This is a genomic window from Erythrobacter mangrovi (assembly GCF_013260645.1).
Lineage (GTDB): Bacteria > Pseudomonadota > Alphaproteobacteria > Sphingomonadales > Sphingomonadaceae > Qipengyuania > Qipengyuania mangrovi.
The window spans coordinates 2,208,356-2,224,042 of the sequence record NZ_CP053921.1 but is presented as its reverse complement, the minus strand read 5'-3'; the positions used below and the strand labels follow the sequence as shown (position 1 = coordinate 2,224,042).

The 15,687-nt window shown below is 62.2% G+C and carries 15 protein-coding genes; 7 read left to right on the top strand and 8 right to left on the bottom strand.

Going from position 1 to position 15,687, the window contains the following annotated elements; genetic code table 11:
• Both HQR01_RS11265 and HQR01_RS11260 read right to left on the bottom strand, forming a co-directional pair.
• Positions 1 to 627 (bottom strand): hypothetical protein, encoded by a 627-nt coding sequence (locus HQR01_RS11265; RefSeq protein ID WP_173214956.1) that lies wholly within the window; start codon positions 625 to 627, stop codon positions 1 to 3.
• 237 nt (positions 628 to 864) lie between these two features.
• Positions 865 to 1,176: a hypothetical protein gene (locus HQR01_RS11260; RefSeq protein ID WP_173214955.1), complete on the bottom strand. Its 312-nt coding sequence runs from the start codon at positions 1,174 to 1,176 to the stop codon at positions 865 to 867.
• A 249-nt stretch (positions 1,177 to 1,425) separates the two neighbouring features.
• Between HQR01_RS11260 and uvrA the strand changes: the two genes are divergently transcribed.
• The 3 genes from uvrA (at position 1,426) to HQR01_RS11245 (ending at position 5,881) form a co-directional block, all read left to right on the top strand.
• Positions 1,426 to 4,365, top strand: a complete 2,940-nt coding sequence (uvrA, locus tag HQR01_RS11255) for an excinuclease ABC subunit UvrA (protein WP_173214954.1) — start codon at positions 1,426 to 1,428, stop codon at positions 4,363 to 4,365.
• 190 nt (positions 4,366 to 4,555) lie between these two features.
• On the top strand, positions 4,556 to 5,443 hold the full coding sequence (locus tag HQR01_RS11250) for a class I SAM-dependent methyltransferase (protein WP_173214953.1): 888 nt from the start codon (positions 4,556 to 4,558) through the stop codon (positions 5,441 to 5,443).
• Between the two features lie 177 nt (positions 5,444 to 5,620).
• A complete protein-coding gene (locus HQR01_RS11245; protein WP_173214952.1) occupies positions 5,621 to 5,881 on the top strand; it encodes a hypothetical protein in 261 nt (86 codons plus the stop codon).
• A gap of 125 nt (positions 5,882 to 6,006) precedes the next feature.
• On the opposite strand, the gene HQR01_RS11240 is transcribed toward HQR01_RS11245, so the two are convergent.
• From HQR01_RS11240 to HQR01_RS11230, 3 genes are all read right to left on the bottom strand, one after another.
• The gene (locus HQR01_RS11240; protein ID WP_173214951.1) at positions 6,007 to 6,753 is read right to left on the bottom strand and encodes a hypothetical protein; all 747 of its coding nucleotides are present in this window, start codon (positions 6,751 to 6,753) and stop codon (positions 6,007 to 6,009) included.
• Positions 6,750 to 7,304 (bottom strand): hypothetical protein, encoded by a 555-nt coding sequence (locus HQR01_RS11235; protein ID WP_173214950.1) that lies wholly within the window; start codon positions 7,302 to 7,304, stop codon positions 6,750 to 6,752. The genes HQR01_RS11240 and HQR01_RS11235 overlap by 4 nt, the downstream gene beginning before the upstream one ends.
• Positions 7,305 to 7,711: 407 nt before the next feature.
• Positions 7,712 to 8,368, bottom strand: coding sequence for a hypothetical protein (locus tag HQR01_RS11230; RefSeq protein ID WP_173214949.1), 657 nt, complete (start codon positions 8,366 to 8,368; stop codon positions 7,712 to 7,714).
• 160 nt (positions 8,369 to 8,528) lie between these two features.
• Here HQR01_RS11230 and HQR01_RS11225 point away from each other — a divergent pair, with 160 nt between their 5' ends.
• From HQR01_RS11225 to HQR01_RS11215, 3 genes are all read left to right on the top strand, one after another.
• Complete coding sequence (locus HQR01_RS11225) at positions 8,529 to 9,455, top strand: hypothetical protein (RefSeq protein ID WP_173214948.1); 927 nt, start codon at positions 8,529 to 8,531, stop codon at positions 9,453 to 9,455.
• A 106-nt stretch (positions 9,456 to 9,561) separates the two neighbouring features.
• Positions 9,562 to 10,203: a hypothetical protein gene (locus tag HQR01_RS11220; RefSeq protein WP_173214947.1), complete on the top strand. Its 642-nt coding sequence runs from the start codon at positions 9,562 to 9,564 to the stop codon at positions 10,201 to 10,203.
• Positions 10,191 to 10,847 (top strand): hypothetical protein, encoded by a 657-nt coding sequence (locus HQR01_RS11215; RefSeq protein WP_173214946.1) that lies wholly within the window; start codon positions 10,191 to 10,193, stop codon positions 10,845 to 10,847. The genes HQR01_RS11220 and HQR01_RS11215 overlap by 13 nt, the downstream gene beginning before the upstream one ends.
• Before the next feature lie 24 nt (positions 10,848 to 10,871).
• On the opposite strand, the gene HQR01_RS11210 is transcribed toward HQR01_RS11215, so the two are convergent.
• The 3 genes from HQR01_RS11210 to HQR01_RS11200 form a co-directional block, all read right to left on the bottom strand.
• Complete coding sequence (locus tag HQR01_RS11210) at positions 10,872 to 11,381, bottom strand: septal ring lytic transglycosylase RlpA family protein (RefSeq protein WP_173214945.1); 510 nt, start codon at positions 11,379 to 11,381, stop codon at positions 10,872 to 10,874.
• Between the two features lie 944 nt (positions 11,382 to 12,325).
• Positions 12,326 to 13,555 (bottom strand): argininosuccinate synthase, encoded by a 1,230-nt coding sequence (locus HQR01_RS11205; protein ID WP_173214944.1) that lies wholly within the window; start codon positions 13,553 to 13,555, stop codon positions 12,326 to 12,328.
• A gap of 124 nt (positions 13,556 to 13,679) precedes the next feature.
• A complete protein-coding gene (locus HQR01_RS11200; RefSeq protein ID WP_173214943.1) occupies positions 13,680 to 14,636 on the bottom strand; it encodes a LysR family transcriptional regulator in 957 nt (318 codons plus the stop codon).
• 90 nt (positions 14,637 to 14,726) lie between these two features.
• On the opposite strand from HQR01_RS11200, the gene HQR01_RS11195 reads away from it, so the two are divergent.
• The gene (locus tag HQR01_RS11195) at positions 14,727 to 15,665 is read left to right on the top strand and encodes a peptidyl-alpha-hydroxyglycine alpha-amidating lyase family protein (RefSeq protein ID WP_173214942.1); all 939 of its coding nucleotides are present in this window, start codon (positions 14,727 to 14,729) and stop codon (positions 15,663 to 15,665) included.
• Positions 15,666 to 15,687 lie beyond the last annotated feature (22 nt).

Here is a 15,687-nt window from a genome sequence, read left to right as displayed (position 1 = left end):
TCAATTCTTCAGCATGAAGCTGTTGCTTCCGGTGTTTTTCGTGGTGAGGATCGGATCGATGCTAATGTAGTAGTTGTTGTATCCTTCGAGCACGAAGGCGACGCAAAACGCATATTCTGGCGAATTGTCGGGCGTGTTGTCGTCGATCTCCAGTGTGGTGTCGTCCTTGCGTGTGAGTGTCATGTTGGGGATCGTCGCCGGCGGAATTGGATTGTAGAGCGGCGGCGGGCTGGCGTTCATCTGGCAGAACCAGCCGAAGCCGAGGTCGCCGCTGGTGCCATTCCATTGATATGGCCCTTCGTCGGCCTCCGCCCAGCGGGCTTTACCGGTAAGCTTCGTCCCGTCGGCATTCTTCATCTTGCTGGCATCCAGCTTGATCGTGATGTCGATATTGTCCGTGTACTTGTCGTTGACGGGCATGTCTGAGATGTCGATCTTGCCGGTGGTCGGATCGACCACGCCCGGCATGGGGGGATCGGTATCGTCATTATCCTGCGAGAATTCGATAGTCGCAGTGATGTCGGGAGGATTGGTGCCATTCCACACCAGTGTCGGCGTGACGGTAAGCTTGAGCTTGCGATCCTTGAGATCGGTTCCTTGCACCAGTTCGGCTGTTTTCTGTTCCATCGTGGGTCTCCCGTCCCCTGCCTGCACGGGCGCACGCTGGGGCAAGGGACCACCCGGCATCGCGCGCCTATCGATTGCGAAACCCGAAGTCCGGAGGGTCTGGGTAGCGAATGCATCCGGTCGCCGCTGATGCGGTTCGGACCGTGCTGTGCCTTCCCCCGATGATCTGCCTGGCACAGGCAGATCATCGGGGCAGTGTGCGCCTCGATTCAAATAAAGTAAATTGTAAATTAACCGTCAGCGCGCGCAGTATTCGTGGCTGCCGCTTTCACATAATTCCACTGCACGACGCCATTCGGCCATCTTGCGTTCGTAGTCGGCCTGTGCCGCAGGGTAATCACGATACTCCTGCCAGCCTTTCGCCAATCGCGCATCGCGGCGCTGGACATGGCGCAATTGCTCCTGGTTGAGCCTGCGGATCTCCACAGCATCGCGGGCTCGCGCCTCGGCCGAGCGCATTTTCGGATCCCTGGGGTCATCCGCCAGGGCAGTGCCCGGCAGGCAGGTGACGGTCAGCGCGACCGCGCCGACGAATAGATGTTTCCTCATGATACCGCGACCCTTCCCATGCATTTGCGCAGCTTGGTGCCGGCATCGCTAACAAACTCCAGCCCATTGCGGTAAACGGTGCAGTCACGAAGGCGGATGCAGCGCGGGCTCTCCGCGCTGCATCCGCAGACTTCACGGGGGCAATTGGCGCGTTGCAATCCGTACGGTGCACCCCACATCGCAGCGGCGACGGGGATGCCGCGTCCAGGCCCCTTGACGAATGCGAACATTACCGGAACAACGCGCCTCATGGCACTCACCCAGATTTCAGTACGCGGCGCCCGCGAGCATAACCTCAAGGGTATCGATATCGACCTGCCGCGCGATGCGTTGATCGTGATCACCGGCCTTAGCGGCTCGGGCAAGTCGTCGCTCGCCTTCGATACCATCTATGCCGAAGGACAGCGGCGTTATGTCGAGAGCCTGAGCGCCTATGCGCGCCAATTCCTCGAGATGATGCAGAAGCCCGATGTCGAGCATATCGACGGGCTCAGCCCCGCGATCTCGATCGAGCAGAAGACCACCAGCCGCAACCCGCGCTCGACCGTGGCGACGGTGACCGAGATCTACGATTACATGCGCCTGTTGTGGGCGCGGGTGGGCGTGCCCTATTCGCCCACCACCGGCCTGCCGATCGAGGCGCAGACCGTTTCCAACATGGTCGACCGGGTGATGGCGCTGCCTGAAGGCACGCGGCTCTACCTGCTCGCGCCGGTGGTGCGCGGGCGCAAGGGCGAATACCGCAAGGAGCTGGCCGAATGGCAGAAGGCCGGGTTCACCCGCGTGCGGATCGACGGCGAGTTCTACGCGATCGAGGATGCCCCCGCGCTCGACAAGAAGTTCAAGCACGACATCGAGGTGGTGGTCGATCGTATCGCGGTGAAGGAAGGGATCGAGACCCGCCTTGCCGACAGCTTCGAACAGGCGCTCAAGCTGGCCGAGGGGTTGGCCTATGTCGACCTGGCCGACGGCGTGGTGCCGGGGCGCGAGGGCGAGGGCGAAGCGGGCGGGGCGATGAAGGGCGCGGGCATCCCCGCCAACCGCATCGTATTCTCCGAGCGCTTTTCCTGCCCGGTCAGCGGCTTCACCATCGAAGAGATCGAGCCGCGGCTGTTTTCGTTCAACGCGCCGCAGGGCGCCTGCGCCACCTGCGACGGGATCGGCGAGAAGCTGCTGTTCGACCCGCAGCTGGTCGTCCCCAACGAAGCGCTCAGCCTCAAGAAGGGCGCGGTGGTGCCCTGGGCCAAGTCCAACCCGCCGTCGCCCTATTACATGCAGGTGCTCGCCAGCCTGGCGAAGGAATATGAGTTCAGCCTGGAAACCCCGTGGGAGGATTTCGACCGCGAGATCCGCGACCTCATCCTGTTCGGCACCAAGGGTCGCGCAATCCCGTTGACCTTCAAGGACGGGCGCAAGGAATACACGGTCAACAAGCCGTTCGAGGGCGTGATCGGCAACCTCAACCGCCGCATGCTGCAGACCGAGAGCGCGTGGATGCGCGAGGAACTGGCCAAGTTCCAGACCGCGCAGCCGTGCGAGGCCTGCAACGGCAAGCGCCTCAATGAAAAGGCGCTGGCGGTGAAGGTCGGCCAGGGCAAGGGGGCGACCGATATCGCCACCCCCACCAAGATGAGCGTGGCCGACGCCAAGGCGTGGTTCCTCGCGCTGCCCGACCAGCTCACCGATACGCAGCAGCAGATCGCCCGCGCGATCCTGAAAGAGATCAACGAGCGGCTCGGCTTCCTCGACAATGTCGGGCTCGACTACCTCAACCTCGATCGCACCAGCGGCACGCTGTCGGGTGGGGAGAGCCAGCGCATCCGCCTCGCCAGCCAGATCGGCAGCGGCCTCAGCGGCGTGCTCTACGTGCTCGACGAGCCGAGCATCGGCCTGCACCAGCGCGATAACGACCGGCTGCTTGAAACGCTCAAGCGGCTGCGCGATCTCGGCAATACGGTGATCGTGGTCGAGCATGACGAGGACGCGATCCGCGCGGCGGACCATGTGGTCGACCTTGGCCCGGGCGCGGGCGTGCACGGGGGCGAGGTGGTCGCCGAAGGCACGCTCAAGCAGGTGCTCAAGTCCAAGGCTTCGCTCACCGCCGCCTATCTCAACGGCACGCGCGCAATCGAGGTGCCGGCCAAGCGGCGCAAGGGCAACGGGCACAAGCTCACCGTCCACGGCGCGCGCGCCAACAACCTCCGCGACGTCACCGCCTCTATCCCGCTGGGCACCTTCACCTGCATCACCGGCGTATCGGGCAGCGGCAAGTCGTCCTTCACCATCGACACGCTCTATGCCTCCGCCGCGCGCCACCTCAACGGCGCGCGCGTGGTCGCGGGCGCGCACGACAAGGTCAGCGGGCTCGAATATTGCGACAAGGTGATCGAGATCGACCAGTCGCCGATCGGTCGCACCCCGCGCAGCAACCCCGCCACCTACACCGGCGCCTTCACCCAGATCCGTGACTGGTTCGCGGGCCTCCCCGAAAGCCAGGCGCGCGGCTACAAGCCCGGGCGTTTCAGCTTCAACGTCAAGGGCGGCCGCTGCGAGGCGTGCCAGGGCGACGGGCTGATCAAGATCGAGATGCACTTCCTGCCCGACGTCTACGTCACCTGCGAGGAATGCCACGGCAAGCGCTACAACCGCGAAACGCTGGAGGTGAAGTTCAAGGGCCTCAGCATCGCCGACGTGCTCGACATGACGATCGAGGATGCGGAGGAGTTCTTCAAGGCCGTCCCCCCGATCCGCGACAAGATGCACATGCTCAACGAAGTCGGGCTGGGCTACGTCAAGGTCGGCCAGCAGGCGACCACGCTGTCGGGCGGCGAGGCGCAGCGGGTGAAGCTCGCCAAGGAACTCAGCAAGCGCAGCACCGGGCAGACGCTCTACATCCTCGACGAGCCGACCACGGGCCTCCATTTCGAGGATGTCCGCAAGCTGCTCGAAGTGCTCCAGCGACTGGTCGACCAGGGCAATTCGGTGGTGGTGATCGAACACAACCTCGACGTCATCAAGACCGCCGACTGGATCCTCGACCTGGGGCCCGAAGGCGGCGTGCGCGGCGGCGAGGTGGTGGCCGAAGGCACGCCCGAGCAGGTGGCGAAAGAGCCGCGCTCGTTCACGGGTCAGTACCTCGCGCCCATGCTGGCCAAGGGCGACCAGCGGGTGAGCGAAGCGGCGGAGTAATCCTCGCTTCGCACACCGGCTCGCAGCGCGGCGCGAACCCAACAATAGGCAAGGAATTCAACGGGTAGGTTGCGCCTGCTTGTGGCCGCTGGTCGTGCGCAGACGTTCGTTTGGCGAAAAATGCTCGTTCCATATGGGCGACGACCGCAGGGCCCGGCCGTCGCCAATACTAAAAAAAGAGGAATATGGAATGCACCTAAAGACCAGCATCGTCGCTGCCAGCCTCGCACTGCTCGCAAGCGGGCCGCTCCACGCAGAGCAAAGCCCCGAAGGCACCACCCAAGCCGCGTCGCAAACCACGGCCATCGCCCGCGCGGTCGCCAATCCGGCCCGCACCGATGCGGATCGCGCGCGTGACGATGCCCGGCACCCGGCCGAAGTGCTCGCCTTCCTCGGCGTCGCGCCCGGGATGACCGTGGTCGAGAACCAGCCCGGTGCCGGCTGGTACACGCGGATACTCGGCCCGCTGCTGCGCGATGAGGGTACCTTCCTCGCCGCCCAGGCCGATCCGGAACTGTTCCTCGACACCGTGCCCGAAGAGAATCGCCAGCGCTTTCTCGACTTCGTCCTGGGTTGGCAGCGCGATTTTACCACCACCAATGCGCAGCTCACCGGGCCGCGGACGGGCGCCTTCCTCTATGGCGTGGCGCCCGACCACCCGGCCTATTTGCCGAGTGAGAGCGTCGACATGGTGCTCGACATTCGCAGCATCCACAATCTGATCGGTGCGGGGCCGGAACGGACCGACCTGATCCTGTCGGAATTCCACCGCGTGCTGAAGCCGGGCGGCGTGCTGGGGGTGATCGACCACAGCGAGGACGAGGCGAGCCCGCGCACGCCGGAGGAATCGGGAAACCTTGGCTATGTGAAGGAAAGCGTGATGATCGATCTCATGCAAAAGGCCGGGTTCAAGCTGGTCTCGCGCAGTGATATCCTGGCCAATCCCAGGGACCACCGCGACCATGAAGGCGGCGTCTGGGCGCTGCCGCCCACCTTCACCAATGGCGACAAGGATCGCGCCAAGTACACGGCAATCGGCGAATCCAACCGCATGCTGCTCAAATTCGTCAAGCAATAGCGCCAACCCGCACGGTCCCGGCACCACACCGGGGCCGTGCAGCTTTACCGGGCGGATACCAAGTTGACCGAAGCGGCGGAGTAGCCTTTCCTGCGTCATCCCGGACTTGATCCGGGATCCAGCTTCTATCACGCTAGGGCGCTAAGCTGTCACGCTGGCAGGGGAGTATCCGATCCCGTGAACGATCAGGACAATGAGAGGGCGATCGACCGGATCGACCGCAAGCTCGGCAGGGCGTGGAGCCGCATCGGCGGCACGCTCTTCGCGCTGATCGGCCTCGCCATGCTGGCGAGCGCGTTGGGCAGCGGCGATATCGCCGGCCACTGGCCCCTGCTGCTCGGCGCGGCGGTGATGTTCTCGCTGGCGAGCCTGGCATTCAGGTCACGGCTGGGGCTGAGCGAGCTGCTCGATGACGGGCCGCCGGGGCGGAAGGGGTAGCGAGGGAGCCGCGTAGCTTTGGCGGGCGGTACATTGCGCCGATGCTCTTGTGGATGAGTGAGAGATTTTAGTACCAATCCGTGAGTAGCGAAACAACTGGGCTAGTATAAGCAGTATTGACTCTATTAACTCTCCAAAAGATTCCTAACCCTTGCAGCCGCCTTGGGCGTCGTATGGATTGCGTTCATGTTGGAGGCTTCAATCATTCGATTCTTGTGAAGTTCTCTTAGCCGCTTGCGCAGATATGTGGGGTTGCTGGTCTCTGTCCACTTGATCAGCTCTTCTGTGGAGCAGTTTCCTGCAGAAGCGATAAGCAGAAGCAATTCATCTTCTAGCTTGATACCGTCCTTCAAAACTCTTCGGACTTCACCACTCGACCAGATTACAGGGGTCCGCAGTTCCGAGATCTGTCTAACGGCGTGCTCGGCTTCTTCAGCCGTGGTGACATGAAAAACCCTGATAAGCTCGGCAAGTACCCAGCTAGAGGCCGCAAGAGCGTAAGTTGCGTCCATCTCGTTTGAACTGACCTCGCCACCAATGTGACCAACATTCCGATTGTTACGGATCTCATAGAGAGCAGGTAAAATACGAGCTGCCAACAATCGCAATCCACGCTCTAACGAAGTCTCACTCTCAAGAGCACGGCACTTGCCATCGAAGGGGTGCGGCTTCGCCCCGTGTGCAGGATAGCTGCCGTCAGCCCGACCTCGGATAATAGTGTACGCGACTTCGCAAAATCGGCCCGCAGAAAGTTCCGAAGGTCCCCAACGGCCCTCGTAGAAGTTAGAAACGATCTGCCTGTACTCATCAAGCAATTCTCGCCGCAGAGTGTCGGGCAAGCCTGAAAGCAGGCTGCTGGCGTTGAAGGTCACGAGCTAGCCTCCAACTCCTTTGCCAACTCTTCGGCTGCTTTTTTCCCGGGTACGGTAAGCTTCAACGTAAAACTGGGACTTCCCTTCGGTCCTGAAGCGATCACGAGCTTCTTTTGACCTTTCATTTGTGTTGCAAAGTTGGTTTGATCGTAAACCGCATGAGCTTTACATGCTTCCCGGATTTCTTCGTTTGCTACTATCTCTTCGCCCAACTTCATCTTGGCAAAGAGATATAGTAGGCAAATATTTTTCGCTTTGGCTGCTTGGGTGTTTCCGGGAATATCGGCAATTATGGAGACCTTTCCATCTGTTACGTCGAAAACACTCCCATAATTCTGTAGGTTACCCTCAGACGCGCTGGAACCATTAGGCGCGTGTTGCTGCATCTCCTCCGTAGCCATCGGTGCTGACAAGTTGGGGCCGGGAGGGGCGGCTGGGGCCTTGACAGCCATCAGCGTTTCATACTTCTCGATCACTGACTCAACGAAGGCCCTATCTCCTGTAGCCTTCACAAGACCTCTAGACGCGTCGATCTCAATCGCGTATTCCATTTTTCATTGACCTTTCAGTATATTATAGTGATAATCACGTAGAAGTAGAAGAATGCGTGATATCTAAGTTAACTATTGTAGCAGTTAATCTAAGATGCTTCTAGTTTGTGGCGGACAGGTCTGTGGACAAAGTGTTGTATATTACACCCGTCCAACTCGTGGTCTGAAGTATAGATAGATCGGTTCCCTCCCTCTCCTGCAGAAGGGAGCCATGAACGCCATCACCCCACACCGCGACTTCGCACCATCAGAACGCCACACCATCTTCACCCCGCGCGCGCAGGGGGGCGTTTCTCAAAAGCCTCCAGTTCAACGGCAATGTCCGACTCGCCTGCCGCGCGGCGCATGTTGCGGCGCAGACCGCCAGTCGTAGGCGATAGCCTGCGATTCCGCGCTAGCTCAGCCGATCAAGGTCCGCTGGCGCTGGCGCGGGGGCAGTGACCCAGTTCCTCGCAAATCTTGCGTGCAAGTGTATCCAGCCAGCGGAACGCCTTGCCTAGCCTGCGGGTGATCTGCTTGATCCGGTCCCATATGCCGCCCTCGCCAAAGGCGTGGTCGAGGAAGTCGGAGATTCCCTGCGGAACCTCAAAGCCTGCGTCTTCGGCCATGTCGATGAAGTCGTCTGGCCCCAGCGTCCCCGTCACCACCCGTGCGGCGCGGATTGCCAGTTTGACCAGCGATCGGCAGCGACCGCAGGGATCCCTTGGCAGAACGCGGGAGACCACGCCGAGGAATATGCGCAACGGACGTCCCGCCCGCTTGCGGATGCGGGCCACGATCCCGGTCGCCTCTGGATGCATTGCCCCGCCGGCATAGCGCGCGCGCCACGCCTGTTCGCCACTCACCGCAGCGGACTCCAGCCACTCAACCGCATCGCCATCGAACTGCTGGCCGGCGAGAAGCTCGAACTCGTCGTACTCCCTGGCTTCGGCCGCCAGAGGATCGTCCACGAAGACCATGAAGTGGCAATCGACGTCGTAGCCATTGCCCTGGTTATGTGCGTCGGAAAGACGGATTTCCCACTCGGTCGTCTCGGCCGGGACGTCATACCATTGCGTGATCATGGCCTACCCACCTTTCGGCTTGAAAGCTAGGCGCCGGGCATACGAGGTGATTGGAAATTACCGACATTTTATCGCGGATTGAATGTGCATGCCGGTACTGTCCTACACGCTCGTTAGGGCATAGGTGATCCGGTTCCCTCCCACTCCTCAGGAGCGAACCATGAACGCCATCACCCCGCACCCCGACTTCATCCAGTCCGATTTCCCTGTGTCGCCCCCTCTGGGCGCGGAGCCGGTTCCCGCTTCCGCTGAGGGGGCCGAAGATCAGGACCGCTTCTCCATCTTCACCCCGCGCGCGCAGGGGGAGTTCCTCAAATCGCTCCAGTTCAACGGCAATGTCCGGCTCGCCTGCCGCGCGGCGCGGGTTTCGGCGCAGACCGCCTATCGCGCGCGGCGGCGCTCGCCGGGCTTTGCGCGGGCGTGGGATGTGGCGCTGCTGGCGGCGCGCGACCATGCCGAACAGGTGCTCGCCGATCGCGCGCTCAACGGGGTGGAGGAGGCGGTGTTCTATCACGGCGAGGAGGTTGCGCGCCGCCGCCGCTATGACAGCCGCCTGCTGCTCGCGCACCTGGCGCGGCTCGACAAGCTGGCCGAACGGCCCGAGCTCCACGCCGCGCTGGGCCTGCTCGACGAGCAGATCGAGGGGCTGTTCGAAGGTACTCCGATCTCGGACAATGTGCCGCCGGCAAATCCTTGGCAGAACCCTGTTCCACCTGTTCCATCCTGTAGGTATTGCGGGGGGCAATGCGAAACGCCCGGCGCCGAGCTGGGGCCGGAGGATTGCCGGTGGCTGCTCGACCGGTACGACCGCATGGAGGCGGCGCGGCCGAAGGGGGCCAAGGAAACGTACGAGCTGACCCCCGATGGCGATCGCTTTGGCGAGATCGATAAGCTCCAGCTCGAGGCTTTCGAAGCCGACGGCCACGAGTGGTGGCTGGTCACCACCGAGGAGGAGATGATGGCGTCGATCCTCCACAACTACGAGGAAGAGGGCGAGGACGAATATGAAGGTGAGGAGCTTGCGGGGGAGGGCGCGCTTGTTGGCGATGGTCCGGCGGGCGACGATGCGGAGGGCGATGGCCGATAATTCCAATACAGGCCCCCCGGCGAGGTGCATGACGGACCCTGCGGGACCGCGGGTGGCGGCCTGCGTCTGATGCCACCGTGCCCGCCTCGCGCCGAGGGAGGGCGGCATGTACAGCTCAACAATTCAGGGACTTGCACGGCTTGCGGCGGGGGGCGCTGCGCTGGTGCTGGCGTCGATCGCGCCGCCTGCACTGGCGCAGTTCGCAGAGTCGCACGATGCGCCCGAGCCGGCGATGGAGGAGGACACGCGCGGCGTGGTCCCCGACTGGGCGGGCAGCGAAGAGGTCAGCGAATATGCGGTGGAAGCCGCCGATGCCGATGCGGGCGAGGAAGTCTCCGCCTCGCAGCCGACCGGCGATTTGACCGACTGGCAGCGCGATTTCGGTGCCTATGAAATGCGCCGCGCCTCGTGGGAGAACAATCTGCGCTCTGGCGCAATGCTCTATTCCTGGCGGCCGGCGGCCTATCGCGCGGTGGCGGTGCACGGGGCGGGATCGTCGGGGTTCCTCTACCTGCGGCAGGACAATTTCCTCGGCCTCGACGGCGAGACCTTCGCCGAGAAGGTCGAGGCGATGAGCGCCGCGGGCGCCTTCGGCCCGCACCCCGAAGGGGCGATGGTGCGCGCCAAGCCGGGCTACAGCTACTACTTCTTCCCGCTGTGCGACGGCGCCCCGCGCTGGGAGGCCCGCACTTTCCAGTACATTCCCGATGAGGGTGCGGTGGAGGTGGCCTTGTCATGCCCGGAATAATCGAACGGATGAAATCGGTCGAAGGACTGATAAAGGCGATCGCCGCGCTGCTGGCGCTGCTCCCCGCCTTCGCGCTGCTCAAGGGCGTGGTCAATATTCCACCCGACGTCGATGATCTGATCACCTTCATCAGTGCCGCCGTGGGGCTGGTGGTGGTGGTCGTGGTGTTGCTGGCCACGCGCTGGATCGATGCCACGCGCAACCGCTGGGTCGGGCTCGGCGCGCTGCTCGCGGTGATCGTCGGCGCGGGCACGGCGGTGGCCTATTTCGACTATGCCGGCGACCATATCGTGGTGATCCCCGCGATGGACGAGGAGGATAGCGAGCGGATCGTGATCCCCGATGCCCCCTCGGACGAGCTGCAGGCGCTCGTGCGGCCCTATGGCGGCGATTACGTCGAGGCGATGCAGTTGCACGTGCGGCGCGACCGCATCCGCCAGCTCGTCGAAAGCGAGAATACCGGCGCCACGGTCAGGATTATCGTGCTGCTGGTGCTGGCGCAGATCCTGGTAACCGGCGGCCTGGTGCTCGGCTTGTGGAAGCTCGCCGGGGCCATGCGCAAGGATGAGGGGGTGGCGGCGGCTGATGCGTCCGTTCCGTCGCCATCGCCTCCCGCAGATCCTGCGATGCCGCCGGGAGGCTGAGGGGCGCGCAAGTCAGGCTGGCGCTCAGCCCTCGACCAGCGCCAGCTCGACTTGGCCGTGGCCTGGGCCGATCAGGCCGAGCTCGGTCGCCGCGGCGCGGCTCACGTCGATCACGCGATTGCCGTGGAAGGGTCCGCGGTCGTTGATGCGGACCACCACGCTGCGGCCGTTGTCGGGATTCGTCACCTGGACCAGCGTGCCGAAGGGCAGGGTGCGATGCGCGGCGGTCATCGCATGCATGTCGAAGATCTCGCCGCTGGCGGTCCGCCGCCCGTTGAAGCGCCGCCCGTAATAGGACGCCACGCCGCCTTCGATCGGCATTATGGCTGCTGTGGTGGCGGGCTCGATATTGGTCAGGTCGACCGCCTGCGCGCCCGGCTGCGGGGCTGGGGGCAGGACCTCGAAACTCTCGAATGTGGCGTCGAAACTTGTATCGACATCGATCTTGTCGACCCCCTCTTCCGAATGGCCCGCGGTGCCCGGAAGCGCCACGGCGGCAAGGAAAAGCAGGGTTCTATACGCGCGTTTGGCCATGGTTCGGACCTCCCGTTCGGTGCCGCCCGCTATACCGACGGGCGCCGCGCGAGTCCTGAACATGACGGGTTCCTGCCCCATTCTTGCCACGATTCATCGCGGAATGACGGGATAAGACCCTGTCCTACTACGCAAACCAGGCCCTAGAAGCGGCTCGTTCGCAACCGTTCGGTGTGGCTCAGCTCTTTGAAATGTCCGGATCTGTGGAGATTTTCGCGGCCCCGGACTGGTGTCTATGGAGGTCAAAGCAAATGGGGCCGGCATTGCTGCCGACCCCACTCTCACCGATGCGTGGTCTTGTCTCCGAAGAGACAGGAACTTGGCATCCGATGCCTTCCCTTTGGGCCACTCGAAAGCGGTCCTCCGGTACACTCACCGGCGCTCGCACCGGCATCCGGCTCCACCCTCCAATCCACCCGGTCGAGTGCGCCAGGTCCGAAAACCCTCGCTTCTTCCCCAGGCCGACCTTCAACGGGCGGCTCCGCAGCCTGATCCCCCATATTGGCCAGCTGCCTCAAGCGGTTGCATCTCCCTCCGGTCCTCGGACCTTTGCTCAATGCCTCCTCGGCTTCCGACCGGGATGACCCGGCTCGTGAAGGAACGACTTCGCGGTTCCGTCATCGACCCGCCTTGCTTCAGACCGAAGTCTTTCGCCCGAGGGTCTCTTGATCCGCGCGGACAGGTTCCGCCACGTCTTTCCGGTTTGGAATTTCCCTGTTCTTTCAGGCTTTTGGGCCGTCCAGTTCAGCTCGTTTCCGCGCCGTTCCGATGAGTTGAAGCTGCGCCTCACTGACCGATTCTTCAAGCGCGCAAGAGCAGAGTTTTCCACTTTCCCCGCCTTTCTCTGTGGATGGGGGTGGATAACTCAACGGTTCGTCGCAAAAATGTAATTCTTAACGTCTCGCAGGCGCAATATTGCGCCGCAATACGATGCTGCGGCGCAACTAACGATCGCGTTTGGCCAGCAGCCTCAGGCGCAGCGCGTTGAGCTTGATGAAGCCTTCGGCGTCCTTCTGGTCGTAGGCTCCCGCGTCATCCTCGAACGTCACATGCGCTTCGGAATAGAGCGAGTTAGGCGACTTGCGGCCGACCACGCTGGTGAGCCCCTTGTAGAGCTTGAGCCGCACTGTGCCGCTGACCTTCTGCTGGCTGAGGTCGATCGCAGCCTGCAGCATCTCGCGCTCGGGGCTGAACCAGAGACCGTTGTAGATCAACTCCGCATAGCGCGGCATCAGCTCGTCCTTGAGGTGCGCCGCACCGCGGTCGAGCGTGATCTGTTCGATGCCGCGATGGGCACGGGCATAGATCTCGCCACCAGGTGTCTCGTACATGCCGCGGCTCTTCATGCCGACAAAGCGGTTCTCGACGAGGTCGAGGCGACCAATCCCGTGCCTGCGGCCGAGATCGTTGAGCGCGGCGAGCAGCGTGGCGGGGCTCATCGCCTCGCCATTGAGCGCAACTCCGTCACCCTGCTCGAAGTCGATGGTGATGTATTCGGGTGCATCGGGCGCGTTTTCCGGGTGCTCGGTCCGCGAATAGACGTAGTCCGGGGTTTCCTCCCACGGGTCCTCGAGCACCTTGCCCTCCGAAGAGGTGTGCAGGAGGTTGGCGTCGGTCGAGAAAGGGCTTTCGCCGCGCTTGTCCTTGGGCACCGCGATCTGGTGCGCTTCGGCCCAGGCGATCAGCGCGGTGCGGCTGGTGAGATCCCATTCGCGCCAGGGGGCGATGACCTTGATGTCGGGATCGAGCGCATAAGCGGACAGCTCGAAGCGCACCTGGTCGTTGCCCTTGCCAGTTGCGCCGTGGGCGATGGCATCGGCGCCGGTCTCATGCGCGATCTCGACCAAGCGCTTGGAGATCAGCGGGCGAGCGATCGAAGTGCCGAGCAGGTAGTCGCCTTCATAACGGGCATTGGCGCGCATCATCGGGAAGACGAAGTCGCGGACGAACTCCTCGCGCACATCCTCGATGAAGATGTGCTTGTCAGGGATGCCCATGGCCCGGGCCTTGGCGCGGGCAGGCTCGATCTCCTCGCCCTGTCCAAGATCGGCGGTGAAGGTAACCACCTCGCATCCGCGCTCGACCTCAAGCCACTTGGCGATGACGGACGTATCGAGGCCGCCGGAATAGGCGAGGACAACCCTTTTGATCTCGGGGCGCTTGTTATCGGACATGAGGGTACCTTCGTTCCTAGCGGCGCGCGGCTAGCAGCGGGTGAAGGACAGCGCAACCAATCCACGCTTGGGACCGCCAAAGTGCAGGGTGGTACGGGTTTCGTGCCGTTCGTCAGGCAGCCCGTCAACTACGTGCAAGGTCTTCTGATTCCTCTGCATTCGCCGTAGGAAGTTGCTCAAGAGCCTCTTCAAGGAACCCGACGAAGGCGTCGACCTTCGTCGCATGCCGACGCTTCTGTCGATAGATGGCGTAGATGTTCTGCTTCGGGAGTTCGAACGAATCCAGCAGGTGCACTAGTTCCCCGCGCTCAACGCTGCCTTGCGCTTGGTAACGGAACAGCTGCGCGATACCCGCTCCCTGAACGGCGGCATCAAGCAAAGTCTGGTAGTCATTCGAGACCAGGATCGGCTTCACCCGGACAGTCCAGGACACACCGTCCTTCGAAAAGGTCCAACGGTCGAACAGCCGGTTGGCCCGGAAAGCAAGGCATCGGTGGCCAGCAAGTTTCTCCGGGTGCCCAATCGGACCATGCTTTCGAAGATAGTCGGGCGCCACCACGATCATTCGATCCTGGGTGGAGATCAGCCGGGTGTAGTTTGAGGAATCTTCCAGTTCGGGCGTGCTTCTTAAGACCAGGTCGACATCGTCACCGTGCAGGCTGAGGATATCGTTTGTCAGCCGCAAGTCGATTGTGATCCCGGGGTACTTGTTCATGAACCGGGGCAGCAGTGGGGATAGAATCCGCTGCCCAAAGGCGACAGTCGCGGAAACTCGCAAGGCTCCGACAGGCTCTCCTGCAAATGTTTGAATCACGCTACGTGCATCTTCAAGATCGCTCAGGATCCTTTCGACCTCGCGATGGAACAACTCGCCACTGTCGGTCAGGCTAACCGCGCGGGTCGATCGAACCAGTAGCTGCACCCCGAGGTCCGCTTCCAGCTTGGCGATTGCCTTGCTCACTGCGGGCGGTTGGATTCCCAAGGACTGAGCAGCCCCCGAGAACGATCTATTTTCGACCACCGCACGGAAGGTGCGAAGGAGATGGAAGAGATCGGACCTAAACATAATTGTTTCCTGCAAGGAACCTTAGTTGTTCAAAATTGGTACCTAGAAGTCCCGAGTGGAAATTAATAGCTCCCTGGCCATCAGACTGGAGAGAGCAACAAACTCATGCGTAAATCGATCTTCGCCATGACCTTGGCCGCGCAGGCCGTGCTCGCTGCACCCGCCTTAGCAGGACCTGCTGACCCGCAGCTTCCGTTGGTCGCATCGCCCATGGAGCTGTCCGTGCCCGCCGACTGGCATCTTGGCGAAGTTGCCGGACTTGAGGTTGACGATCGAGGTCACGTTTACGTGTTCAACCGCGGCGAGCATTCCCTGTTAGAATTCAGCGCGCAAGGAGAGTTCATCCGTGAGATTGGGCGTGGGCTGTTCAAGACTCCCCATGGTTTGCGGGTAGACGACGCCGGCAACATCTGGACGACCGACCAGGACACGCATCAGGTCCTGCGCTTCAATCGCGAGGGGCGGATCACACTGATCCTTGGCCGACGAAACGTGGCGGACACTGGCTGGTACGACCGTGGATATACCGTCGCCCACCTCAACGCCCCCAGCGACGTCGCATTGGACAGCCAAGGCAATATCTACGTTGCCGACGGAGGCAATTTCCGGATCGTCAAATACGACAGGAATGGTGAGCGGCTGGCGACATGGGGCAAGGAAGGCACGGCACCGGGCGAGTTCAATTTTCCGCACTCAATTGCGGTCGATGAAGAAGACCGAATCTACGTCACTGACCGCGAGAACGGGCGCGTCCAGATCTTCACGCCCGAAGGCCGCTACATCACCGAATGGACTGGTTTCGGAAATCCATACGAAATCCAGCGTCGCAAGGACGGGACCTTCTGGCTGACCGATGCTCGCGCGGGCTCAATCATCCACCTCGATCGCAACGGGAAGATCCTCGGTCGCTTCGGGCAATGGGGCAAGGAAATCGGCGACTTCGGTTTCCCTCATGGCTTCGACTTCACCGACGATGGCGATATCCTGGTCGGTGAAATCCTCAACTGGCGGGTGCAGCGCCTCTCCCCAGTGAAACCGCGCTAGATGTATTCGAACGGATGGAGCG